At 50.8% G+C, this 21,772-nt stretch carries 22 protein-coding genes, 2 tRNA genes, 1 rRNA gene and 1 pseudogene; 11 read left to right on the top strand and 15 right to left on the bottom strand.

What is annotated here, in order from left to right; translation table 11 throughout:
• The first annotated feature begins 53 nt into the window (after positions 1–53).
• The 3 genes from rrf (at position 54) to EIP93_RS16735 (ending at position 1,311) form a co-directional block, all read left to right on the top strand.
• A 5S ribosomal RNA gene (gene rrf / locus EIP93_RS16745) occupies positions 54–169 on the top strand.
• Positions 170–221: 52 nt separating this feature from the next.
• A tRNA-Asp gene (locus EIP93_RS16740) sits at positions 222–298 on the top strand.
• A gap of 224 nt (positions 299–522) precedes the next feature.
• A complete protein-coding gene (locus EIP93_RS16735; RefSeq protein ID WP_103971454.1) occupies positions 523–1,311 on the top strand; it encodes an endonuclease/exonuclease/phosphatase family protein in 789 nt (262 codons plus the stop codon).
• A gap of 70 nt (positions 1,312–1,381) precedes the next feature.
• Here EIP93_RS16735 and mltD read toward each other — a convergent pair whose 3' ends face one another.
• Complete coding sequence (gene mltD / locus EIP93_RS16730; protein ID WP_103862607.1) at positions 1,382–2,755, bottom strand: murein transglycosylase D; 1,374 nt, start codon at positions 2,753–2,755, stop codon at positions 1,382–1,384.
• A 70-nt stretch (positions 2,756–2,825) separates the two neighbouring features.
• Positions 2,826–3,581, bottom strand: coding sequence for a hydroxyacylglutathione hydrolase (gene gloB / locus EIP93_RS16725; protein WP_125232995.1), 756 nt, complete (start codon positions 3,579–3,581; stop codon positions 2,826–2,828).
• A gap of 43 nt (positions 3,582–3,624) precedes the next feature.
• Between gloB and EIP93_RS16720 the strand changes: the two genes are divergently transcribed.
• Complete coding sequence (locus tag EIP93_RS16720; protein WP_103862605.1) at positions 3,625–4,335, top strand: class I SAM-dependent methyltransferase; 711 nt, start codon at positions 3,625–3,627, stop codon at positions 4,333–4,335.
• A 19-nt stretch (positions 4,336–4,354) separates the two neighbouring features.
• Here the strand turns inward: EIP93_RS16720 and rnhA are convergent.
• Positions 4,355–4,922, bottom strand: a pseudogene (gene rnhA / locus EIP93_RS16715) (ribonuclease HI).
• Here rnhA and dnaQ point away from each other — a divergent pair.
• Together dnaQ and EIP93_RS16705 are read left to right on the top strand one after the other, a co-directional pair.
• A complete protein-coding gene (gene dnaQ, locus EIP93_RS16710; protein ID WP_103862604.1) occupies positions 4,876–5,613 on the top strand; it encodes a DNA polymerase III subunit epsilon in 738 nt (245 codons plus the stop codon). The pseudogene rnhA and the gene dnaQ sit on opposite strands and share 47 nt — an antisense overlap.
• 171 nt (positions 5,614–5,784) lie before the next feature.
• Positions 5,785–5,861: transfer RNA gene (locus EIP93_RS16705), tRNA-Asp, on the top strand.
• A 110-nt stretch (positions 5,862–5,971) separates the two neighbouring features.
• On the opposite strand, the gene nrdF is transcribed toward EIP93_RS16705, so the two are convergent.
• The 7 genes from nrdF to EIP93_RS16670 form a co-directional block, all read right to left on the bottom strand.
• Positions 5,972–6,934, bottom strand: a complete 963-nt coding sequence (gene nrdF / locus EIP93_RS16700; RefSeq protein WP_103862603.1) for a class 1b ribonucleoside-diphosphate reductase subunit beta — start codon at positions 6,932–6,934, stop codon at positions 5,972–5,974.
• 24 nt (positions 6,935–6,958) lie between these two features.
• Positions 6,959–9,121 (bottom strand): class 1b ribonucleoside-diphosphate reductase subunit alpha, encoded by a 2,163-nt coding sequence (gene nrdE / locus EIP93_RS16695; RefSeq protein WP_161973265.1) that lies wholly within the window; start codon positions 9,119–9,121, stop codon positions 6,959–6,961.
• Positions 9,118–9,525: a class Ib ribonucleoside-diphosphate reductase assembly flavoprotein NrdI gene (gene nrdI, locus EIP93_RS16690; protein WP_103862601.1), complete on the bottom strand. Its 408-nt coding sequence runs from the start codon at positions 9,523–9,525 to the stop codon at positions 9,118–9,120. The genes nrdE and nrdI overlap by 4 nt, the downstream gene beginning before the upstream one ends.
• Before the next feature lie 10 nt (positions 9,526–9,535).
• Positions 9,536–9,775, bottom strand: a complete 240-nt coding sequence (gene nrdH, locus EIP93_RS16685) for a glutaredoxin-like protein NrdH (RefSeq protein ID WP_014916295.1) — start codon at positions 9,773–9,775, stop codon at positions 9,536–9,538.
• A 516-nt stretch (positions 9,776–10,291) separates the two neighbouring features.
• Complete coding sequence (speD, locus tag EIP93_RS16680; RefSeq protein WP_125232994.1) at positions 10,292–11,086, bottom strand: adenosylmethionine decarboxylase; 795 nt, start codon at positions 11,084–11,086, stop codon at positions 10,292–10,294.
• A 42-nt stretch (positions 11,087–11,128) separates the two neighbouring features.
• Complete coding sequence (gene speE, locus EIP93_RS16675; protein WP_125232993.1) at positions 11,129–11,992, bottom strand: polyamine aminopropyltransferase; 864 nt, start codon at positions 11,990–11,992, stop codon at positions 11,129–11,131.
• Positions 11,993–12,099: 107 nt separating this feature from the next.
• Positions 12,100–12,447 (bottom strand): YacC family pilotin-like protein, encoded by a 348-nt coding sequence (locus tag EIP93_RS16670; RefSeq protein ID WP_011094845.1) that lies wholly within the window; start codon positions 12,445–12,447, stop codon positions 12,100–12,102.
• Positions 12,448–12,937: 490 nt separating this feature from the next.
• Between EIP93_RS16670 and EIP93_RS16665 the strand changes: the two genes are divergently transcribed.
• The gene (locus EIP93_RS16665; RefSeq protein ID WP_125232992.1) at positions 12,938–14,560 is read left to right on the top strand and encodes an ABC transporter permease; all 1,623 of its coding nucleotides are present in this window, start codon (positions 12,938–12,940) and stop codon (positions 14,558–14,560) included.
• Positions 14,561–14,564: 4 nt separating this feature from the next.
• Positions 14,565–15,650 (top strand): ABC transporter ATP-binding protein, encoded by a 1,086-nt coding sequence (locus EIP93_RS16660; protein WP_125232991.1) that lies wholly within the window; start codon positions 14,565–14,567, stop codon positions 15,648–15,650.
• On the opposite strand, the gene EIP93_RS16655 is transcribed toward EIP93_RS16660, so the two are convergent.
• Positions 15,651–16,082 (bottom strand): GNAT family N-acetyltransferase, encoded by a 432-nt coding sequence (locus EIP93_RS16655; protein WP_039486546.1) that lies wholly within the window; start codon positions 16,080–16,082, stop codon positions 15,651–15,653.
• 152 nt (positions 16,083–16,234) lie between these two features.
• Between EIP93_RS16655 and hpt the strand changes: the two genes are divergently transcribed.
• The gene (gene hpt / locus EIP93_RS16650; RefSeq protein WP_011094841.1) at positions 16,235–16,768 is read left to right on the top strand and encodes a hypoxanthine phosphoribosyltransferase; all 534 of its coding nucleotides are present in this window, start codon (positions 16,235–16,237) and stop codon (positions 16,766–16,768) included.
• A gap of 59 nt (positions 16,769–16,827) precedes the next feature.
• On the opposite strand, the gene can is transcribed toward hpt, so the two are convergent.
• Positions 16,828–17,469, bottom strand: a complete 642-nt coding sequence (gene can, locus EIP93_RS16645; RefSeq protein ID WP_005969011.1) for a carbonate dehydratase — start codon at positions 17,467–17,469, stop codon at positions 16,828–16,830.
• Positions 17,470–17,802: 333 nt separating this feature from the next.
• Between can and EIP93_RS16640 the strand changes: the two genes are divergently transcribed.
• Complete coding sequence (locus EIP93_RS16640) at positions 17,803–18,741, top strand: ABC transporter ATP-binding protein (protein ID WP_103862597.1); 939 nt, start codon at positions 17,803–17,805, stop codon at positions 18,739–18,741.
• Positions 18,738–19,508 carry an ABC transporter permease gene (locus tag EIP93_RS16635; RefSeq protein ID WP_039360891.1) on the top strand — a complete coding sequence of 257 codons (771 nt, stop codon included), beginning with the start codon at positions 18,738–18,740 and terminating at the stop codon, positions 19,506–19,508. Before EIP93_RS16640 ends, EIP93_RS16635 begins: the two co-directional genes overlap by 4 nt.
• 60 nt (positions 19,509–19,568) lie before the next feature.
• Here the strand turns inward: EIP93_RS16635 and panD are convergent, their stop codons facing one another.
• From panD to panB, 3 genes are all read right to left on the bottom strand, one after another.
• On the bottom strand, positions 19,569–19,949 hold the full coding sequence (gene panD / locus EIP93_RS16630) for an aspartate 1-decarboxylase (RefSeq protein ID WP_014916285.1): 381 nt from the start codon (positions 19,947–19,949) through the stop codon (positions 19,569–19,571).
• Positions 19,950–19,966: 17 nt separating this feature from the next.
• Positions 19,967–20,821 carry a pantoate--beta-alanine ligase gene (panC, locus tag EIP93_RS16625; protein WP_103862596.1) on the bottom strand — a complete coding sequence of 285 codons (855 nt, stop codon included), beginning with the start codon at positions 20,819–20,821 and terminating at the stop codon, positions 19,967–19,969.
• Positions 20,822–20,885: 64 nt separating this feature from the next.
• On the bottom strand, positions 20,886–21,683 hold the full coding sequence (panB, locus tag EIP93_RS16620) for a 3-methyl-2-oxobutanoate hydroxymethyltransferase (RefSeq protein ID WP_103862595.1): 798 nt from the start codon (positions 21,681–21,683) through the stop codon (positions 20,886–20,888).
• Between the last annotated feature and the right edge of the window lie 89 nt (positions 21,684–21,772).

Raw genomic sequence — 21,772 nt, 5'->3', positions numbered from 1 at the left:
TGGTTGTGCGAGAGCGAAAGCGAAGCATGACGGTTGGAATGAAACAGAATTTGCCTGGCGGCGATAGCGCGGTGGTCCCACCTGACCCCATGCCGAACTCAGAAGTGAAACGCCGTAGCGCCGATGGTAGTGTGGGGCTTCCCCATGTGAGAGTAGGGAACTGCCAGGCATCAAATTAAGCAGTAAGCCGGAGCGATCTGGTGGTTGTAGAGAAATTCGGTGGAGCGGTAGTTCAGTTGGTTAGAATACCTGCCTGTCACGCAGGGGGTCGCGGGTTCGAGCCCCGTCCGTTCCGCCACTTATTATGCAAAAAGCCCTAAGCTAACGCTTAGGGCTTTTTGCATATTTGAATATTAGAATTTTTTAGATGAATCCGTCTCTTCCTTTTTTTTGCCGATCACTTCATTTTTTCCTATCCTATCGCCGAGCGTACATTGCAAGTCTGCGGTAAAATTCTTATAACAGAAGAGTGCTCTTTTTTGATAGGGTATTTAGAGTATTGAAACTGATAGTGGATTAGGCGTGCGGAAAAGAACCTATGCAATGAGGTATGTTGCTGGCCAACCAGCTGAACGTATCTTTCCTCCCGGGGAAATGCATTATACGGGGCAAGTGCTACCGACAGGCTCATTGTTGCTGGAGGGGGATGTTTTACGCGTAATGGTGTGGAATATTTTTAAGCAGCAACGAATGAACTGGCTTTCCGTGTTGCAAAATTTCGGTAAAGGTACCCAGCTAGTCCTGTTGCAGGAAGCGCAAAGTACGCCAGAGCTCATCCGTTTTGCAACCACCAACTACCTCTCAGCCGATCAGGTCCCCGCCATTATCCTCCCGCAACATCCATCCGGTGTAATGACGCTATCAGCAGCCCAGCCAGTATATTGCTGCCCTTTACGTGAAAGGGAGCCCCTGCTGCGTTTGGCTAAGTCCTCTTTGGTGACGGTCTACGCGCTTCAGAATGGCCAAAGACTGATGGTTATCAATATCCATGCGGTTAACTTTAGCTTTGGTGTTGAAGTTTATACCAAGCAGTTGGCTGCGATTGGGGAACAACTCGTACATCATCAGGGGCCGGCTATTATGGCTGGAGATTTTAATGCATGGAGCCAGCAGCGTATCAATGCACTTAATCGGTTTGCGACAAGGATGGGGTTGCAGGAGGTATATTTCGTTGATGACCAACGGCGCAAGGCGTTTGGTCGACCACTAGATTTCGTCTTTTACCGTGAGCTGACCGTTAACCAGTCTTCTGTATTGGTGACTCAGGCCTCAGACCACAACCCACTACTCGTTGAATTTAGCCTGAGTTAATCGCTATAAAAAAACAGCCCTCTACATCTGTAGGAGGGCTGTTTCTCATTACTGATATCCTGATATGACGTTAAGAATCAGGTTTTATGTTGCTGCTAACATAAAGCGTCAGACGATCACCTGGCTGAATGTTGGCATTCTTGTTGATCACTGTATTCCAGCGCATCACATCAGCGATATTTACGCCATGGCGTTTAGCAATGCTTGCCAGCGAATCACCCTTCCGAACTTGATAGGTGATAGAGCTGCTATTGCCTGACGCTTTGGCAACTTGCAACGTTTGACCAACCTTGAGCGCACCAGCGCTACGCAGATTGTTCCAACTCTGCAAATCTTTCGTGCTGACATTAAGCCGTGCCGCAATGGCTGATAAAGTATCACCTGAGCGTACTTTATACTGCAGTGATGCTGGCGTTGGCTGCGTTTCCGCTAAGCGTGTCGGTTGAATCGCTGCGATGTCACCATCAGCCAGTGAATCTTTCAACTGCTCGACGTGAGCTTTAGGAACCATGATGTAATGTGGCCCATTTGGTGCGGTAACATTACGTTTATAGCCCGAGTTATAGCTCTTCAGCTTATTCAACGACAGTCCAGCCATCTCAGCCGCTTGTGTCAATTCTATCTGCTGACCCAATTCAACCTTTGCTAATGCGCGGCTTTCATTGGGCTGCGGTAGACTTACGCCATACTTCTTGCTGTTTTTAAGAATATCGCTCAAGGCCAGCATTTTGGGGACATAGATTGACGTTTCACGCGGTAACGCCAGTGCCCAGAAGTTGGTTGATTTCCCTTTCGCTTTATTCGCCTTCATCGCCTGCATGACACGGCCTTCACCACTATTATATGCAGCAACGGTCAATAACCAGTCGCCATCAAACATTGTGTTAAGCCGTTGCATCATATCCAGCGCAGCCGTTGTAGACGCAATCACATCGCGACGTCCGTCGTACCACTGGTTCTGTTTCAAACCATAATTACGTCCTGTGCCAGGGATAATCTGCCATAGCCCTGCGGCATTGGCGGATGATGTGGCACTTGGATCAAAAGCGCTCTCCACTATGGGTAGCAGTACCAGTTCCATCGGCATTTTACGTTGCTTAATCTGCTCGACTATCCAGTACATGTACGGCTCTGCCCGTAATGTTACATCGTGGAGATAGCTCTTATTCTTCAAATAACGCATTTTTTGTTCGCGGATCCGGGCGTTTTCCGGAACCTCCATCTTCAGCTCGTCGCCAATGAAGTTCCACAGATCTCGCTGCGTGAGGCTATCGTCATCTAGCCATCGCGCAGAGGCCTCTCGACCATCTGTGTACTTTCCTGCTTCACTTTGACTTGCCGAAGACAAACTCTGTGCATGCTGTTTGGGTTGCGAGGTGTCATGTGGTGAGACCTGACAACCCGCCAGCAAGACTGAGGCGATAATCATCGCTTTAGCCTTCATATGTTGGTCAATAGTTGCTTAAAAGACGAGCAAGGATACTTTGGTTAGAGGAATAGCACAACCTAAACCTTCAAAAGCAGTCTTTCTTGCTGCGTAGCATCTCAAAAACTTGCCAATTCTCTATATTTTCAGGTTCTTTTGATAATTTCCTTTTTAAATCAATTTCATGGCAGCGAAGGAATAGGTTAATTCTCCTCTCCAGACCCAGCGATGTAGGCAAACTAGACTGTGATTTTTCTCGTATCTGACTGATTTTATGGAGATAAGATTCAATTTCTGGATCTTCAGGCCAAATAGCATTAGAAAATTTTAAGTTTGAGAGTGTGTATTCATGAGCACAGCACACCACTGTGTTATCAGGGAACTGTGATATTTTTTGAATGGATTCATACATTTGTTTTGGTGTACCTTCAAAAATACGTCCGCATCCTGCTGAAAAAAGCGTGTCGCCACAGAATAAAAATGGCGCATTATAGTAGGCAATATGACCAGATGTGTGCCCCGGCACCTCAATTACAGAAAATTCCGAATTTAACAAAGAGACGGTATTTCCCTCCTCTACCAAGTAGGTTGCGCCGCACTTAGCGGTTTCTTTTGGGCCAAAAACAGGCAGGTTGGGGTAATGCTTGAGGAGTTCACTGACGCCTCCGACATGATCATTATGGTGGTGAGTGAGCAAAATTGCTTCGGGGAAAAGTGAGTGTTGATCGAGCGCATTAAGCACCGGAGTTGCCTCACCGGGATCGACGATCACACAGCGGTTTTCTTTATTGCTTAATAACCAAATGTAGTTGTCCTGAAGTGCAGGGATACTGATAAGATTCATTCATCACCTCTTTTTGCTAGTAGCCTGAGGACGAGAACAGAAGATGAAATCGGCACAAATCCCTCAGACCATTGTTGCACCTGATTCATGGGATGATATCACCTGCGGGCAATTTTATCGCGAGTCGCTTGAACAGGCCTTGCTGCCATGGTGGCCAAAACTCTTTGGTTTTCATCTTATCAAGGTAGGGGCGCTGAGCGCGGAAATCCACATAACAGAGTGCGCAATTGCGCATCAGGTTAATGTTGCCCCACACGGTGATAATCTTCAGGTTATTGCAGATGCTCATCAATTACCTTTCTCTGAAAAGTCGATTGATGCCTGCCTGCTCGCTCAAACGCTGTCTTATTCACCGGACCCGCATCGTATTCTGCGGGAGGTTGACCGCGTCTTGATCGACGATGGTTGGCTAATATTGAGCTCGTTTAATCCGATCAGTCTGGTTGGCCTTGGCAAACTGATCCCCAGACTCAATAAGAAACACCCTTATTGCAGCCGTATGTTTACTCAAATGCGTATTACGGACTGGCTGGGGCTATTGAACTATGAGGTTATCCATCAGACCCATTTTCACGTTACGCCATGGCGAAGAAACAAAGGGAAGTTGAATAAACATATTCCGATGCTGGGGTGTCTGACGCTGATTATTGCCCGAAAGCGCACAATTCCACTGACATTTACCCCAATGAGAGCGAGGTTGCGTAAAGCACCAGTGCGCCGCACGGTGGGCGCAACAAAGATATATCGGAGATGAGGCGAACGCCTACGGTGAGTTACTCAGCCTGATAGCCGGTGTCTTCAAGCGTTGGTGCACTTGCGGCAGCGCGCGCGAGTTCATCACAGCGCTCGTTTTCCGGATGCCCGGCGTGCCCTTTTACCCATTCCCAGCGCACGGAGTGGTGTTGAATCGCGGCATCCAGTTTTTGCCAGAGATCGACGTTTTTGACCGGTTTTTTATCGGCAGTTTTCCAACCACGCTTTTTCCAGTTATGAATCCAGCTGGTTATCCCCTGACGAACATATTGGCTGTCAGTGCAGAGCACCACATCGCACGCGGTAGTCAGCGTTTCAAGCGCTGCAATCGCAGCCATCAGCTCCATTCTGTTGTTCGTCGTAAGACGATAGCCTGCACTTAACGCTTTTTCGTGCTGTTTGTAGCGCAGCAGGGCGCCATAGCCACCGGGGCCGGGATTACCGAGGCAAGATCCGTCGGTGAAAATTTCTACCTGTTTGCGCATCTCTGGTAGACTCTCCCTTATGGTAAAAACGGCAAGTCTGACATAAAACGAAAACGATGAGCACTGAAATTACGCGACAAATCGTCCTGGATACAGAAACCACCGGTATGAATAAGCTGGGGGTTCACTACGAAGGGCATAAAATTATCGAGATCGGTGCGGTCGAAGTGATTAACCGGCGCCTGACTGGTCGTCATTTCCATGTCTACATCAAACCCGATCGTTTAGTGGATCCAGAAGCCTATAACATACATGGTATCAGCGATGAGTTTCTGGCTGATAAACCGACGTATGCGGATGTCGTGGATGACTTCCTCGATTTTATCCGTGGCGCGGAGTTAGTCATTCATAACGCGACGTTTGACATCGGCTTTATGGATTACGAATTCCGATTGCTGAATCGTGATATACCCAAGACCGAAACGTTCTGTAAGATCACTGATAGCCTGTTGATGGCGCGGAAGATCTTTCCCGGCAAGCGTAACAGTTTGGATGCACTCTGCGATCGCTACCTGATAGATAACAGTAAGCGTACGCTGCACGGCGCATTGCTCGATGCCGAGATTTTGGCAGAAGTTTATCTGGCGATGACTGGCGGTCAAACTTCTCTGACTTTTTCGATGGAAGGTGAAGCGCAGCAGAAGAGTGATAATACCGAAACGATCCAGAGAATCGTCCGCCCTCAATCGGCGTTAAAGGTGCTTTACGCTGATGAGGCAGAGCTGTTAGCGCATGAACAACGTCTGGATCTGATTGCTAAAAAAGGCGGTAGTTGCCTGTGGCGGGCTGAATAGCACCGCCGTAATATCGTCCTTTGCGCAGTAAAAAGAATCGATTGATCGCACTGCGGGTGAGAGAATAGTCAGTAAGATGAAATTATAAGCAAACAGAAACGGTTAGTTATAAAAAGCATTGACGTAATAGTGCCATCATCTTAGTATTCATCCCGCTCAGTGAGCACGAGTGGAGCGGTAGTTCAGTTGGTTAGAATACCTGCCTGTCACGCAGGGGGTCGCGGGTTCGAGCCCCGTCCGTTCCGCCACTTATATGAAAGCCCTGAATCAGCAATGATTCAGGGTTTTTTCATTTCTGGCTCTGTAGCAAAAGGGCTGTAGAAAAAATATGGCCACCCAGAACGCGGTGGCCGTTTTTTTAGAAGTCCCAGTCTTCGTCTTCGGTGTTGACGGCTTTACCGATCACATAAGATGAACCTGAGCCAGAGAAGAAGTCGTGGTTTTCATCAGCGTTTGGCGATAGCGCTGAGAGAATCGCGGGATTCACATCCGTCATGCTGGCGGGGAACAACGCTTCATAACCCAGATTCATCAGCGCTTTGTTCGCGTTGTAGTGGAGGAATTTCTTCACGTCTTCCGTCCAACCGACGTCGTCATAGAGCTCCTGCGTATACAACACCTCATTGTCATACAAATCCTGTAGCAGATCGTAGGCGAAATTTTTCACCTGCTGCTGACGAGCAGGATCGGCCTTTGCCAATCCACGCTGGAATTTGTAGCCAATATAGTAGCCGTGTACCGCTTCGTCGCGGATGATAAGCCGGATCAAATCCGCCGTGTTGGTCAATTTGGCACGGCTTGACCAGTACATCGGCAGGTAGAAGCCAGAGTAGAACAGGAACGACTCCAGAAACACACTGGCGACTTTCTTCATCAGCGGATCGTCACTGCGGTAGTGCGACAGAATAATGTCGGACTTCTTCTGTAGCGCTGTATTCTCTTCGCTCCAGCGATACGCATCATCAACTTCGCTGGTTAGACACAGCGTCGAGAAAATAGAGCTGTATGAGCGGGCATGCACCGCTTCCATAAAGCTTATGTTAGACAGCACGGCTTCTTCATGCGGTGTCACCGCATCGGGCATGAGCGTCGGCGCGCCTAGCGTATTTTGGATGGTATCTAACAGCGTTAGGCCGGTGAACACGCGGATCGTCAACTGACGCTCGCGGGCATTCAGCGTACTCCACGACGGAATATCGTTAGAAAGCGGCACTTTTTCAGGCAGCCAGAAGTTAGACGTCAGCCGATTCCAGACTTCCAAATCTTTGTCGTCTTCAATTTTGTTCCAGTTAATCGCCTGGACGCGAGTGAGTGCGGTCATGCTTCGATTTCCTTCCGCGATGGCTTATAGCGCACAGGACACACAGCCCTGAACTTCGGTGCCTTCCAGCGCCATCTGCCGTATGCGAATGTAATAAATAGTCTTAATGCCTTTGGTCCAGGCGTAGATCTGCGCTTTATTGATGTCGCGCGTGGTGGCGGTATCGCGGAAAAACAGCGTCAACGACAGTCCTTGATCGACGTGCTGCGTGGCGGCGGCATAGGTGTCGATAATCTTCTGCGGCCCGATTTCATAGGCATCCTGGTAATACTCCAGATTGTCATTGTTCATGTAAGGGGCAGGGTAGTAGACGCGACCAATCTTGCCCTCTTTACGAATTTCGATACGTGACACAATTGGGTGGATGCTGGACGTCGAGTGGTTGATATATGAAATCGAACCGGTCGGAGGAACCGCCTGCAAGTTCTGGTTGTAAATGCCGTGCGCAATGACAGATTCGCGCAGTGCCGCCCAGTCCTGCTGAGTGGGAATGTGGATGCCAGATTGTTCAAACAGCTCACGTGCGCGTGCCGTTGTGGGTTCCCAGATTTGCTCGATGTACTTATCAAAATACTCACCTGTGGCGTATTTTGAGAGTTCAAAGCCTGAGAAGCGCTGGTCCCGCTCTATCGCTAACGCATTCGATGCCCGAATTGCGTGGAAAGCGACGGTGTAGAAATAGATATTGGTGAAATCGACGGCTTCTTCTGTACCGTAAAAAATCCGCTCTTTCGCCAGATAGCCGTGCAGGTTCATCTGACCTAAACCAATTGCATGCGATTGATCGTTGCCTTTTTCGATAGATGGCACGGAGCTGATGTGGCTCATATCGGAAACGGCGGTCAGCGCGCGGATCGCCATTTCAACCGTCTGGCCGAAATCGGGCGAGGCCATTGCGTTGGCGATATTCATCGATCCGAGGTTACAGGAAATGTCTTTACCAATGTGGCTGTAGCCAAGATCGTCGTCGTACAGGCTGGCCTCGTTGACCTGCAAAATCTCAGAGCACAGGTTACTCATATTGATACGGCCGTGAATCGGGTTCGCGCGATTCACCGTATCCTCAAACATCATGTAGGGATAACCGGACTCGAACTGGATTTCGGCGAGGATCTGGAAGAATTCGCGTGCCTTAATTTGGGATTTACGGATGCGCTTGTCGTTTACCATCTCGTGGTATTTTTCGGTGACGCTAATTTCCGACAGCGGCACGCCATAAACCTGCTCGACATCATAAGGTGAGAACAGGTACATCACCTGATTATTCTTCGCGAGCTGGAACGTGATATCGGGGATGACCACACCTAAAGACAGCGTCTTGATGCGGATTTTCTCATCGGCATTTTCCCGCTTGGTATCCAGAAAACGCAGAATATCTGGGTGATGCGCATTGAGGTAGACCGCCCCTGCGCCCTGACGCGCACCAAGCTGGTTGGCGTAGGAGAACGCATCCTCCAGCATTTTCATGATCGGGATGATGCCGGACGATTGGTTTTCGATGCGTTTGATCGGCGCGCCGGTTTCGCGGATGTTGCTGAGCATGAAGGCCACGCCGCCGCCGCGTTTTGAGAGCTGAAGCGCGGAGTTAATCGCGCGACCAATCGATTCCATATTGTCTTCAATGCGCAGCAGGAAGCAGGAGACCAGCTCGCCGCGCTGCTTTTTACCGCAATTGAGGAACGTGGGGGTGGCAGGCTGGAAGCGCCCGCTAATGATCTCATCGACCAGTGCGCTAGCGAGTGCGGTATCCCCTTTAGCGAGGGTCAGCGCCACAAGGCAGACGCGATCTTCGTAGCGCTCCAGATAGCGTTTGCCATCAAAGGTTTTCAGCGTATAGCCGGTGTAGTATTTGAACGCACCCAGAAAGGTTTGAAAGCGGAACTTGTGAGCGTAAGCCTGCTGGAAAAGGCTTTTGATGAAATCGAAATGATACTGATCCAGCACGTCCGCTTCGTAGTAGCCTTCTTCCACTAGATAACGCAGCTTTTCTTCCAGATTGTGGAAGAACACGGTGTTCTGGTTCACATGCTGCAGGAAATAACGGCGTGCCGCGAGCTTATCCATCTCGAACTGGATATTCCCCTCTGCGTCGTAGAGGTTGAGCATCGCGTTCAGCGCATGGTAGTCGAGTGTATGGTAATCGAGCGAGTGGGCATCCGCTTCGGCTTTGGTTGCCTTTGCACTCACATGGTCTGTTGTTGCCAAAATTCAGTTACTCCCTTACGCACATTTGCAACGTCTTCTGCCGTGCCGAGCAATTCAAAGCGGTACAGGTAAGGCACCTGACATTTCTGCGCAATGATGTCGCCAGCGATGCAGTACGCTGCACCGAAATTGGTATTGCCTGCGGCAATCACGCCACGCAAGTAAGCGCGATTGTGTGGATCGTTGAGAAAGATGATGACCTGACGCGGCACAGCGCCTTTCGTGCTGCCTCCGCCGTAGCTGGGGACAACCAGAATATAGGGGCGATCAACTTTCAATGCAGGCTGTTCTGTCGCTATCGGGATTCTCAGGGCTGGCAAGCCAACCCGAGAAATGAAGCGATGCGTGTTTTCCGACTGGCTGGAGAAATAGACCAGCGGGTTCATATTGCCCCCCTTACTGCAATTGCAGGGCGGCGTTCAGAGTACTGATCTTATCCGGGCGGAAGCCGCTCCAATGATCGTCGGCCGTCATCACGACGGGTACCTGTTGATAGCCCAACGCTCTTACCTGCTGTAACGCCTGTTCATCTTCAGTTAAGTCCACCAGTTGATAGTTAATTCCTTGCTTGTCCAGCGCACGGCATGTGGCGTTGCATTGAACACAATCTGGCTTAGTGAAAATAGTAATACGCATGATTCGTATTTACCCTTTGGCGTGAAAGAAGTATGTCGGAGCGGCTATCTTCAGGGCATGTGCACCCGAACCGATCCACTGTGTAGCGACCCGTTACGCGAGCGCTACACAAAGAATACTAGATGTAGGTATTTTAAATTTCAACCACACAAGATATATGATTTTTAGTTGACCTTATACCAATTGACGCAAACCCAGATGCAGCAAGGCTGGGAGAGAATGCAAGTAAAAAATGTAGAAATAAATAAATGTGATGCGCATCATTTTTGACGAAATAGTGTGCTAAAAAACAAAAAGGAGAGTTGGGGAAATGGAAATGTTACCTAAGATTGCCGACAAAGTGCGTCGAGCGGTGGTAATGGATAGATCGTAAAGACGCTGCAAGTACCTCCCTGTAAGCTCGGCTTGCGCCATCCCTGGCGCAAACGCTTTACTCTTCTATTCCATTACCACCGTTTTCGTTGTGCAAACAAGCTTACCAATATCTGGTGCAGCATCGCTGTCTGAGGCCGTCAATTACAGAACTGGCAGGTTTCTGCCATAATAGATTTCCTGCATTTCGTGATACAGCAGATCGGTGATTCTTTTCCGTTCAGCAGTGCTGAGTTCTTCGGGGCTGACGTTGAACAGGTAGTGTTTCAGGTCGAAGTCTTTCAATAGCATCTTGGTATGGAAGATATTTTCCTGATACACGTTCACATCCATCATGTGATAGAGCGCTTTCATATCCTCGGACATGAAGTTCTGAACCGAATTGATCTGATGATCGATGAAATGTTTTATGCCGTTGACATCACGGGTAAATCCCCGCACACGATAGTCGATGGTCACAATATCGGATTCAAGCTGGTGGATGAGGTAGTTCAGCGCCTTCAGCGGCGAAATTACGCCACAGGTAGAGACTTCGATATCCGCACGGAAGGTACAAAGCCCGCCTTCTGGGTGGCTTTCTGGGTAGGTATGAACACAGATGTGGCTTTTATCCAGGTGCGCAACAACAGAATGAGGCAACGGCCCCGGATGTTCTGAGGTATCCACGTCACGTGGATCGATGGGCTCTTCGCTGACCAGAATGGTCACGCTGGCGCCTTGTGGATCGTAGTCCTGACGCGCGATGTTAAGGACGTTGGCACCGATAATTGAGCAGGTTTCAGTGAGGATTTCTGTTAAACGGTTAGCGTTATATTGTTCGTCGATATAGGCGATATAACCATCGCGATCGTCGGCCGTTTTGGTGTAACAGATATCGTAGATACAAAAACTCAGGCTTTTCGTCAGGTTGTTGAAGCCGTGTAGTTTCAGCTTGTGCAATTTACGTCACCCCCTTGTGGTGTGATTACCCTAAGTGATGGATTATTGCGCATTCTGTAGCGCGCTCAGCAGATACTGTGGCAGGGCAAAGCTGCCGATGTGAACATCAGGCGTGTAATAGCGACAGGCGATAGCGGATTGCGCAAAACGTTGGCGCAGCATGGTGGCATCTATCTGACGCAGCGCCGAGTTATTGCTGGCCCAAGCGAACGTCATAATGCCGCCGTAATACGTCGGGATCGCTGCCTGATAAAAGCTGACATCGTTGAAATAGTGGCTGAGTTTTTTATGGCTGCCGACGGCTTCATCCTGTTGCAGGAAGCACACGCCATTCTGAGCGACGAAAATCCCGCCTTCGTTCAGGCAACGGGCGCAGCCCTGATAGAAATCGGAGGTGAACAGGCTTTCACCGGGGCCGATGGGGTCGGTGCAATCGGAAATGATGACGTCAAATTTTTCGCTGCACTGTCTGACGAAGTTAACGCCGTCATCAATCATCAGATTAAAACGTGGGTCGTCATAGCTACCGGCGCTGTGATTGGGCAGGTACTGGCGACAAAACTCCACCACGCCCGCATCGATTTCTACCATCGTGATATGTTCGACGCCGCGGTGTCGGCTGACTTCTCGCAGCATACCGCCATCGCCGCCACCGATAATCAGTACGCGTTTGGCGCTGCCGTGTGACAGAAGGGGAACGTGGGTGAGCATTTCGTGATAGATGAATTCATCGCGCTCGGTGGTTTGCACCACGCCGTCAAGCGCCATCACGCGACCTAATGCGTCGTTTTCAAAGATGATGAGATCTTGATGATCGGTCTTCTCGTGATACAGCACGCGATCAACCGAAAAGTACTGACCAAAGTTGGCATGTAGGGTTTCATACCAAATTTCTTTCTGGGACATGTTAGGGCTTCCTCCGCGATAACAGCCATGAAAATTGGCGCGCCATCATAGCCGACTCTTTTACCGCTTGCACGGTCAAATTTCAGTCAGCGCGGAGGTGGGGGAAACTACTGTGCGTAGGAGAGCAGACCGAGTGAATTACGTGCCAGAGACTGGCATTTCTTCGGCGTCGGGATAGCGATTTTACTCAGGTCGCGATAGCTGTCTTCACCCATCGCCGTCATATCGTAAGCGTTGTAATTGCTGAGATCCCAGCGATTTTGCTGAGCGAATGCGACCAGTGTCCGACGAATCTGTTCATTTGGCAGATCTTGATAGCCACAGTGGTTTTTCAGATAAACAAAGATCGCGGTCAGATCGGCGAGATCTTCCGCTTCAAATTCATTCAGCGCCTTGCTGGCGGAAGAGAAGCTCATCAGGCTTAGCAGGAGCAGAGCCAGCGCAGAGTTTTTCATGGTTGAACCTGTTCCAAATGTTGTCAGATGACGTTATCACAGATATCCCATGAGGTTCCAAGTTTTCTTACGGGAAACCTCTGATATCCCCGTCATTCTTCAAGCTGCATGTACGTTGGCAATACTCGGCTCATTATGAGCCTCGCCCTGGCTGGGCGCCGCAAGCGGCGTTCAAATCGGCTTAGCCGATTTGTCCTCGCTCACCCCAGTCATTTACTTGTGTAAGCTCTTGGGGATTCACTGTGTCGCCGTCTGCCTGCAACTCGAATTATTTAGGGGATTGCCATAAAAAACGAGTGACGAAAAGGCGGAAAACGAATAATCACAATCTATTGAAATGGTTGGCTTTTATTTTAGTGACGGTCGATGATGGAAATCACCTCGGGTTAATCGCAGGATTAAGGCCCATTTATCGCTGTTTGATACGATGACGCCGCCGTCAGCCTCTGTTATTAATAACAGCGATCTCATCTAATACAGTTTTTATTCTATGATCTCCGGTGTCTGGCGCGTCAGTAGTTGGTTGTTGGCGGGACTGTTGCTGCTTCCTTTAGCAACGGTTTTTTATCAGGCTTTTTTTGCCGATGGGATGGGATTTACCCAACTGTGGCAAATTGGGTTACCCACCTACCTGATACATTCAGCGGTCATCGTGGTTGGCACACTGTTCTTCAGCCTACTGTTTGGATTGCCTTCCGCCTGGTTTATCGCTATGTACCGTTTTCCCGGTCATCGCGTGCTGCAATGGGCGCTTTGCCTGCCGCTCGCGATGCCCGCGTTCCTGCTCGCCTACCTTTATACTGATGTATTACGGCATCTGTCCCAGTTGTTGCAGGAAGGCGGGTGGCAGATAGCCTCATCGTGGAGTGAATCCCACGTTGCTGGGCTACCCGTTTCGCTGGGCTGCATAAGTCTGGTGCTGGCGCTGGTGCTCTATCCCTATATTTACCTGTTGGTGCGCGAAGCGCTGGTGAAACAACCCGCGAGCCTTATCCATTCAGCGCGTTTACTGAATCAGACGCGCGCTCAGGTATTCCGCCGCTTATGTTTACCTATTGCACGGCCTGCGATTGCCTGCGGTGGTGCGCTAGTAGTGGTCGAAACATTGGGCGATTATGGCGCGGCGTCTTATCTTGATACCCCAACCCTGACAACACAGGTGCTGGATATCTGGCAGCAGCAGGGCGATCTCGGTGCGGCAGCACGCCTTGGCGTGTTGATTTTGCCTGCGATCTTCCTCTTGATGTTTCTGGTTAATTTCTGGCGTCGCAAGCAGAGAATTTATCAAGCTCAAGCGAATCCTTCTCAGGTAGTTCCGCCTGTGTTGAGCGGGTGGCGCAGCAGGGTGGTACGTGGCTACTGTTGGGGAATCGTTTGTCTGTCGTTCCTGTTCCCGCTGTTGTATCTATTATTTCTGGTCCTCCGACACATGCTGTCGGTATGGGATATGGCGTTCCTCCATGCAGTGATGAATAGCCTGTTGGCGTCCGCCATCGCGACAGCCGTTATTACGCTGATGGCGCTGTCGTTTATTTTCTACACGCGCACGGCCGGGATATTTGCCAATCAGACACCGGTTCGGCTAGTCAGCCTGAGTTTTGCTTTGCCCGGCGCGGTACTGGCTGTCGGACTGTTTACCTTGCTGTCGCTGGTGGATAGCGGAATTAATCTGTTTGCCAGCGCCGCGGGGTTACCTCCAACGGAGGCTTTGCTGGCGGGATCGCTGTTTATTCTCATCCTCGCCTATAGCGTTAAATTTGGGCGTCTGATGCTGGACAGCCTTGAACGCAGTATGGAGGCCATTCCGCGTTCGCTGGACAGCGCGAGCCTTGTACTGGGCGCTTCCCCCCTCAGCCGCTGGTCACGTGTGCATATCCCGCTGCTACGCCGCAGCCTGTTCATTGGGGCGTTGTTGATTTTTACGGAAAGTATGAAAGAGCTGAATGTGTCGCTGCTGCTGCGTCCTTTCGGGGTTGATACGTTGGCAACGTATGTTTTCCGCTTTACGGCGAGTGAGCAAGTAGCGTCATTTGCCTTTCCTGCATTGGTGCTGGTGGCGGTGGGGCTAATCCCTGTTTTCTGGCTGAATCGCGCACTGAATATAAAAGGATAATGACATGGCTGCGTCGATAGATATTCTGAGCGTTCAGGCGGTAAGTTGTACGCTACAGCAGTCTCCCGTGTTGGAGAATATCTCCTTTGCTGTGCGCGATGATGAGACGATTTGCCTGCTGGGCAGGAATGGCTGCGGTAAAACGGCACTATTACAGGTGATCGCAGGCCTGCTGCCGATTACTCAGGGCAAGGTTTTGCTGGAGGGTGAGCCTGTCAGCTCACCGCAAGAATACGTCCTGCCTGAGCTGCGTCAGGTTGGCCTGATTTTTCAGGACTATGCGCTCTTTCCGCATCTGACGGTGGAAGGCAATATTGCGTTTGGTTTATATGGCCGCCCGGAAAGCGAGGTGAAGCCAATCTGTGCCGAGATGTTGACGCTCTTGCAACTGGATGATGTCGCCGCGCGCTATCCACACGAGCTATCGAATGAACAGCAACAGCGTTTGGCGATTGCCCGCGCGTTAGCCTGTGAACCGAAACTACTGTTGCTGGATGAACCCTTCCCAGGGCTGGACAGCCAGACTCGCTACCGCTTGATCACCGAATTACGGCAGGTTCTCAAACAGCGCCATGTCGCGGCGGTTTTTGCCACGCACAGCCGAGAGGAGGCTTTTGCCTGCGCCGACCATCTGATTCTGCTGGATGAAGGGAAAATTATGCAGCAGGGCTATCCCTCCGAGCTGTACCATCGGCCGAATAGCCGCTTTGTCGCTGATTTTATGGGGAATACAAACTATTTGCCTGTGAAAATTATGAGCGACCATCAATGGCAAAGCCCATTGGGCGATCATCAGGCGACACATCCGCTCAATCAGCCGATGGATTCACAATGCGACTGGATGGTACGTCCGGCTGACGTGGCGTTGGCACTCGATCCCGATGGCCCGGCGTCGATCGAAGATAGGCTATTTATGGGCACATCAAACTTGTATCGGGTGAAGATGGGAGAGCTGCTGCTGCTGGTGCAGACCGGCAACTGGTTTGAGCCAGGACAGCAGGTGCGTTTAAGCATTAAGACGGATCCTCCGGTCTTGTATCCTGCTTTACCCGCCGCCAGCGGTCCGGCTGACGGCCCTGAAAAGCAATGATTACGCCTCGTGCAGATCTGCCGCTGGCATGAGCCAGGTGCTATTGTGCTTTTCAAACCCTAACTTCGGGTAGTAATCCACCGCCAGCGGCGCGGCCAGCAAAATAATTTTGCAGCCTTTTTCAAGCTGTTGAGCGGTTTGTTGAATCAGCTTCTTACCTATTCCCGCATGCTGATAGTCCTCTGACACCGCGAGATCGGACAGATAACAGCAAAAATGAAAATCCGTCACGCTGCGCGCGATCCCAACCAACGTCTCCCCTTGCCACGCGGAAACCAGCAGGTTGGCGTGCTTAAGCATACCTGCAATTGCTGTTTCATCATCCAGCGGGCGGCGCGGCCCCAATGAAGTTTTCGCCAACAGCTCAATGAACTGCTGGCTGGAAAGCGGGGCATTCACTTTGTAGCAAACATCCACTGGTGGTGTACTCATGGTGTCTCCTTCATGGTGTGGTTTCTGATATACTTCGCGCGCTTGGGCATTGCCCAGACTGATTCAAACGTCAGCATTGGCGCATCATCGATAATGAGTTTGTCATTTTGCCGATGGTGCTGAATACCTTACTTCAAAGAGTTATCAGTATGATGAAACATACCGTGGAAGTCATGATTTCTGAGCAGGAAGTGATGGCGCGGGTTACCGAACTGGGGCAACAGATTAGCGAACACTACCGTGATAGCGGCAGCGATATGGTACTGGTGGGGCTATTGCGCGGATCGTTTATCTTTATGGCCGATTTATGCCGAGCGATCGATGTCCCTCACGAAGTGGATTTCATGACGGCATCCAGCTATGGCAGCGGTATGAACAGTACGCGCGATGTTAAGATCCTGAAAGATCTGGATGAGGATATTCGCGGCAAAGACGTATTGATCGTTGAAGATATTATCGACTCGGGCAATACGCTGAGCAGGGTGCGGGAAATTCTGCAACTGCGTGAGCCGAAATCACTGGCTATCTGTACGCTGCTGGATAAACCAGAGCGCCGTGAAGTGGCGGTGAAAGTCGAGTGGGTTGGATTCTCGATCCCTGATGAGTTTGTTGTGGGTTACGGCATCGACTATGCCCAGCACTATCGCCATTTACCTTACGTCGGCAAGGTTGTTCCACAGGAATAGCGTACCAGATAAGGCTGATGCCGTGAGCGACGCCCAGCGAGTGGGCGTCAGGCAGCGAATCAAGACAGGGTAGAAATCGCGCGGCGATAACGCTGTTCCAGCGTCTCCCGGTTGGTCGCGGTCACTTCCAGATCGCGCAGACGGCCATCCTGAATACCGTAAACCCAACCGTGGATCGTAACTTTCTGCCCACGCTTCCAGGCGGACTGCATGATGGTGGAGTGGCCGAGGTTGTAAACCTGCTCGACAACGTTGATTTCACAGAGCGTATTCAGCCGCTGTTCGGGAGGCAATTCCCCCAGCAGCGAACTATGCTTGTACCACAAATCACGGATATGCAGCAGCCAGTTGTTAATCAAACCCAATTCTGGGTTTTCCACCGCAGCCTGAACACCGCCGCAGCCGTAGTGGCCGCAGATAATGATATGTTCGACTTCGAGAACTTCGACGGCATATTGCACGACAGACAGGCAATTGAGGTCGGTGTGAATAACCAGATTGGCGACGTTGCGGTGAACAAACAGTTCACCAGGCTCAAGGCTGGTCAGACTTTCCGCAGGTACGCGACTGTCCGAGCATCCAATCCATAGAAAACGGGGACGTTGTGCCTGCGCCAGACGTTCAAAATAGCCAGGATCCTCTTCCACCATCGTTTTAGACCAAAGCTGGTTGTTCGCGATGAGCGTTTCAATTTCTTTCATGAAAGTAAATGACCTGTAACAAACAAGGGGCAGTGAGGAGTAATATAAGGCAACATGCGTCGTTTGAAAAACGATAGTTTATACTCGTCATACTTCAAGTTGCATGTGCGTTGGCTGCGTTCACTCACCCGAATCACTTACTTGAGTAAGCTCATCGGGATGAAATGAGAGACATCCTGTCTCTCACCGGAGGCCAGCCGTTGGCTGGTCAAATTCGTTCCCGACGAATTTGTCCTTCTCTTGCCGCCTTCCTGAAACTTGAATTATTTAGAGTATATATTTGTCACACTTTGAACCTGTAGAACTCACTGATAATAAGGCAATCCATTTCTTATGACATATGCACTGGAACTGGCGCAACTCACCAAAACCTATTCGGGAGGCGTCAAAGCGTTACGGGGGATCGACCTGAACGTGGAAGCGGGGGATTTCTATGCGCTTCTGGGACCAAATGGCGCGGGAAAATCGACCACGATTGGGATTATCAGCTCGCTGGTGAATAAAACGGCCGGTAAAGTTCGCGTCTTCGGCTATGACCTTGAGCTGGACAAAGTGAATGCGAAACGCCAACTGGGGTTGGTCCCGCAGGAATTTAACTTCAATCCCTTTGAAACGGTATTACAGATTGTGGTTAATCAGGCCGGCTATTATGGCGTGAAACGTCAGGACGCGTTGCAGCGTGCCGAAAAATACCTGAAACAGCTGGATCTGTGGGAGAAACGTAACGAAAAAGCGATGATGTTGTCCGGCGGGATGAAGCGTCGCCTGATGATTGCGCGTGCGTTAATGCATGAGCCTAAGCTGCTGATTCTTGATGAACCGACTGCGGGCGTGGATATCGAATTACGTCGTTCCATGTGGGGCTTTTTGAAGGAGCTGAACGCTCAGGGCACCACGATTATCTTGACGACGCACTATCTGGAAGAAGCGGAAATGCTGTGTCGCAACATCGGGATCATTCAGCGGGGTGAGCTGGTGGAGAACACCTCGATGAAGCAGCTTCTTGCTCAGCTTAAGTCAGAAACGTTTATTTTCGATCTGGCGGCGAAAAGCCCGCTGCCACAGCTTGAAGGCTATGCGTTCCGCCTGATGGATACGTCAACGCTGGAAGTGGATGTGATGCGCGAGCAAGGTCTGAACGCGTTATTCAGCCAGCTCAGTGCGCAGGGGATAACGATATTAAGTATGCGTAATAAAGCGAACCGGTTGGAAGAGCTGTTTGTCACGTTGGTTAATGGGGACGGGACGAACGGTAAGGGAGAAAAGGCATGATGCACTTGTATTGGGTAGCACTACAGAGTATCTGGGTGAAAGAAGTCACTCGATTTGGGCGTATCTGGATTCAGACGCTGGTGCCGCCAGTGATCACCATGACGCTATATTTCATTATTTTTGGCAACCTGATCGGCTCACGTATTGGGGAAATGCACGGTTTTACCTACATGCAGTTTATCGTGCCGGGTCTGATCATGATGGCGGTGATTACCAACGCCTATGCCAACGTCGCTTCTTCCTTTTTCAGCGCCAAATTTCAACGCAATATTGAAGAACTGCTGGTCGCGCCTGTTCCGACCCATGTGATTATTGCGGGTTATATTGGCGGCGGGATCGCGCGTGGTCTGTGTGTTGGGGTTTTGGTGACGGCGGTGTCGCTGTTCTTCGTCCCGCTGCATGTTCATGCCTGGTGGATCATCGTTCTAACGCTGTTGCTGACGGCGACGCTGTTCTCGCTGGCGGGCTTATTGAATGCGGTCTTTGCGAAAACGTTTGATGATATCAGCCTGATTCCGACATTTGTGTTAACGCCGCTGACCTATCTGGGTGGGGTGTTTTACTCACTGACGCTGCTGCCGCCGTTCTGGCAGGCCGTTTCCAAGCTGAACCCAGTAGTGTACATGATTAGCGGCTTCCGCTACGGTTTCCTCGGAATTCAGGATGTACCGTTGCTGTTCACAATGTCGGTGCTGATTGCCTTTATTGTGGTGTTTTATCTGCTGGTTTGGTGGCTGATTGAACGCGGTCGCGGGTTACGGACGTAGTGTGTAAACGCTGTAAATGAAAAGGCGGTGGTAACACCGCCTTTTGCTTATCTAAAGCGATCAGGCGACCTGAACCGGAATCGCTTTTGCCTGACGTTGCAGCTCGTTATCGCCAGAGAAATAGGCAACCTTCGGGCTGTGGCTTCTGGCTTGTTCGTCGGACATCTGCACGTAGGAGCAAATAATCAGTTTGTCGCCCACGCAGGCAAGGCGAGCGGCGGCACCGTTCACGGAGATAATGCGTGAGCCTCTTTCGCCCGCAATGGCGTAGGTCGAGAAACGCTGACCGTTATCAACGTTGTAGATATCAATCGCTTCGTATTCCAGAATGCCAGCGGCATCCATAAAATCCTGATCGATGGCGCAAGAGCCTTCATAATGCAAGTCGGCCTGAGTCACTTTGACCCGGTGCAGCTTGCCTTGCAGCATGGTACGTATCATCGCTTTGTTACCTCGGTTCATACAGTCAAATCGACCTGGTGGTTATCAATCAATCTGGCCTTGCCTAACCAGGCAGCCATCAAAATCACTGCTCGTGTGCTGGCCGCGCTCAGCGGTTGCAGCGTATCAGCATCGCGGATAAACAGTTCATCAGGCGTAAAGCCCGCTTCACGCAGCTTGTCTGCCGCCTGTTCCAGCAATGTGTCTATCTGACGATCGCCGTTGTCCAACTGTGTCGCCATGTCCATCATCACCTGATAAACATGCGGTGCCCGCTGGCGTTCTTCCGCACTGAGATACCCATTACGTGAACTCAATGCCAAACCGTCTTTTGCACGTACGATTGGGACACCAATAATATCAATGTCATAGCCCATATCGCGTACAAGCTGCCGAATCAGCGCTAGCTGCTGGTAATCTTTCTCGCCGAAGCAGGCGACATCCGGCTGTACCAGATTGAACAACTTGCTGACGATGGTCGCAACGCCCCGGAAATGACCGGGACGGCTGGCACCTTCCAACAGGGAAGACAGGCCGGGCACATCGACAAACGTTTGCGACTCCAGTCCATTGGGGTATATCACATCCGGGCTCGGTGCGAAAACCAGATCGGCACCGCGGCGATTCAATTTCTCGCAGTCTTCCTGCAACGTCCGGGGGTAGCGGGCTAAATCATCTGGCCGCTCAAACTGCATAGGATTGACAAAAACGCTGACAATAACGATATCGGCACGCGCTCTGGCTTCATCGACTAGCGTCATGTGCCCGTCATGCAAATTACCCATGGTGGGCACTAAAGCAATGCGTTTCCCTTCCTGACGCCAGCGACGGATTTCGCGGCGCAGCAGCAGAGGGGTTTCGATTATTAACACACTCGTACTCCTAAAAAATAGCCCGATTAACGGAATGCTCGTTTTTTAATGAAACGATTGTTCTTTAATGAAATGAATGCGCTTCGGCTGGGTAGATGCCCTGTTCGACTTCTTGTGCATACAAACGCACTGCCGCGCGGATATCACCCCCGCTGGGTGCCAGAAAGTTCTTGGCAAACTTAGGCGTGTTGTCGCCGGTAATGCCGAAGGCATCATGCATGACCAGAATTTGTCCGTCGGTCACGTTGCCTGCGCCAATGCCGATCACCGGAATCGACAGCGCTTCCGTTACGCGTTTCGCCAGTGCGACAGGCACGCATTCCAGCACAAGCAGTTGCGCTCCGGCTTCTTCAAGCGCAAGGGCATCGGCCAGCAGTTGATTGGCATCGCTTTCGCTCCGGCCCTGAATTTTATAGCCGCCGAAGATGTTAACGGACTGCGGCGTCAGACCCAGATGACCGCACACCGGCACGGCACGTTCGGTCAGCATTTTTACCGTCGGGGCAAGCCAGCTTCCGCCTTCCAGCTTCACCATATTCGCACCGGCACGCATCAGTTCTGCGGCCTGACTGAATGTTTGTTCCGGCGTGGCATAGGTCATAAAAGGCATATCGGAGAGAACCAGAGCCAGCGGTGCGCCACGGCGGACACACTGCGTGTGGTAAACGATATCGTTTGTGGTCACGGGCAAGGTGGAATCGTGACCCTGTACGGTCATTCCCAGTGAGTCACCCACCAGCATCACGCGGATCCCTTGCTCGAAAAACAGGCGAGAGAAACTGGCGTCGTAAGCAGTAATCGTAGCGAATTTTCGCTGCTCTTGTTTCCATTGGCGCAAGTGGGAGATAGTCGTCGGTTTCATGACGGTCTTCCTATGTCAATAGGGCGAAGAATTGAGGGGGACATTCTAATGTAAGCCGACGTGTAGCGATATACCCGTCGCACTTCAAG

The organism is Pectobacterium versatile (assembly GCF_003932035.1).
Classification (GTDB): Bacteria; Pseudomonadota; Gammaproteobacteria; order Enterobacterales; family Enterobacteriaceae; genus Pectobacterium; species Pectobacterium versatile.
This window is presented reverse-complemented; position numbering and strand designations above follow the sequence as displayed.

What these genes read in the sequence shown, in the direction of transcription:
- mltD (WP_103862607.1), bottom strand. Translation starts at nt 2,755, where the DNA reads ATGAAGGCTAAAGCGATGATTATCGCCTCAGTCTTGCTGGCGGGTTGT.
- gloB (WP_125232995.1), bottom strand. Translation starts at nt 3,581, where the DNA reads ATGAATCTTATCAGTATCCCTGCACTTCAGGACAACTACATTTGGTTA.
- EIP93_RS16720 (WP_103862605.1), top strand. Translation starts at nt 3,625, where the DNA reads ATGAAATCGGCACAAATCCCTCAGACCATTGTTGCACCTGATTCATGG.
- dnaQ (WP_103862604.1), top strand. Translation starts at nt 4,876, where the DNA reads ATGAGCACTGAAATTACGCGACAAATCGTCCTGGATACAGAAACCACC.
- nrdF (WP_103862603.1), bottom strand. Translation starts at nt 6,934, where the DNA reads ATGACCGCACTCACTCGCGTCCAGGCGATTAACTGGAACAAAATTGAA.
- nrdI (WP_103862601.1), bottom strand. Translation starts at nt 9,525, where the DNA reads ATGAACCCGCTGGTCTATTTCTCCAGCCAGTCGGAAAACACGCATCGC.
- nrdH (WP_014916295.1), bottom strand. Translation starts at nt 9,775, where the DNA reads ATGCGTATTACTATTTTCACTAAGCCAGATTGTGTTCAATGCAACGCC.
- speE (WP_125232993.1), bottom strand. Translation starts at nt 11,992, where the DNA reads ATGTCCCAGAAAGAAATTTGGTATGAAACCCTACATGCCAACTTTGGT.
- EIP93_RS16670 (WP_011094845.1), bottom strand. Translation starts at nt 12,447, where the DNA reads ATGAAAAACTCTGCGCTGGCTCTGCTCCTGCTAAGCCTGATGAGCTTC.
- EIP93_RS16665 (WP_125232992.1), top strand. Translation starts at nt 12,938, where the DNA reads ATGATCTCCGGTGTCTGGCGCGTCAGTAGTTGGTTGTTGGCGGGACTG.
- EIP93_RS16660 (WP_125232991.1), top strand. Translation starts at nt 14,565, where the DNA reads ATGGCTGCGTCGATAGATATTCTGAGCGTTCAGGCGGTAAGTTGTACG.
- EIP93_RS16655 (WP_039486546.1), bottom strand. Translation starts at nt 16,082, where the DNA reads ATGAGTACACCACCAGTGGATGTTTGCTACAAAGTGAATGCCCCGCTT.
- hpt (WP_011094841.1), top strand. Translation starts at nt 16,235, where the DNA reads ATGAAACATACCGTGGAAGTCATGATTTCTGAGCAGGAAGTGATGGCG.
- can (WP_005969011.1), bottom strand. Translation starts at nt 17,469, where the DNA reads ATGAAAGAAATTGAAACGCTCATCGCGAACAACCAGCTTTGGTCTAAA.
- EIP93_RS16640 (WP_103862597.1), top strand. Translation starts at nt 17,803, where the DNA reads ATGACATATGCACTGGAACTGGCGCAACTCACCAAAACCTATTCGGGA.
- EIP93_RS16635 (WP_039360891.1), top strand. Translation starts at nt 18,738, where the DNA reads ATGATGCACTTGTATTGGGTAGCACTACAGAGTATCTGGGTGAAAGAA.
- panD (WP_014916285.1), bottom strand. Translation starts at nt 19,949, where the DNA reads ATGATACGTACCATGCTGCAAGGCAAGCTGCACCGGGTCAAAGTGACT.
- panB (WP_103862595.1), bottom strand. Translation starts at nt 21,683, where the DNA reads ATGAAACCGACGACTATCTCCCACTTGCGCCAATGGAAACAAGAGCAG.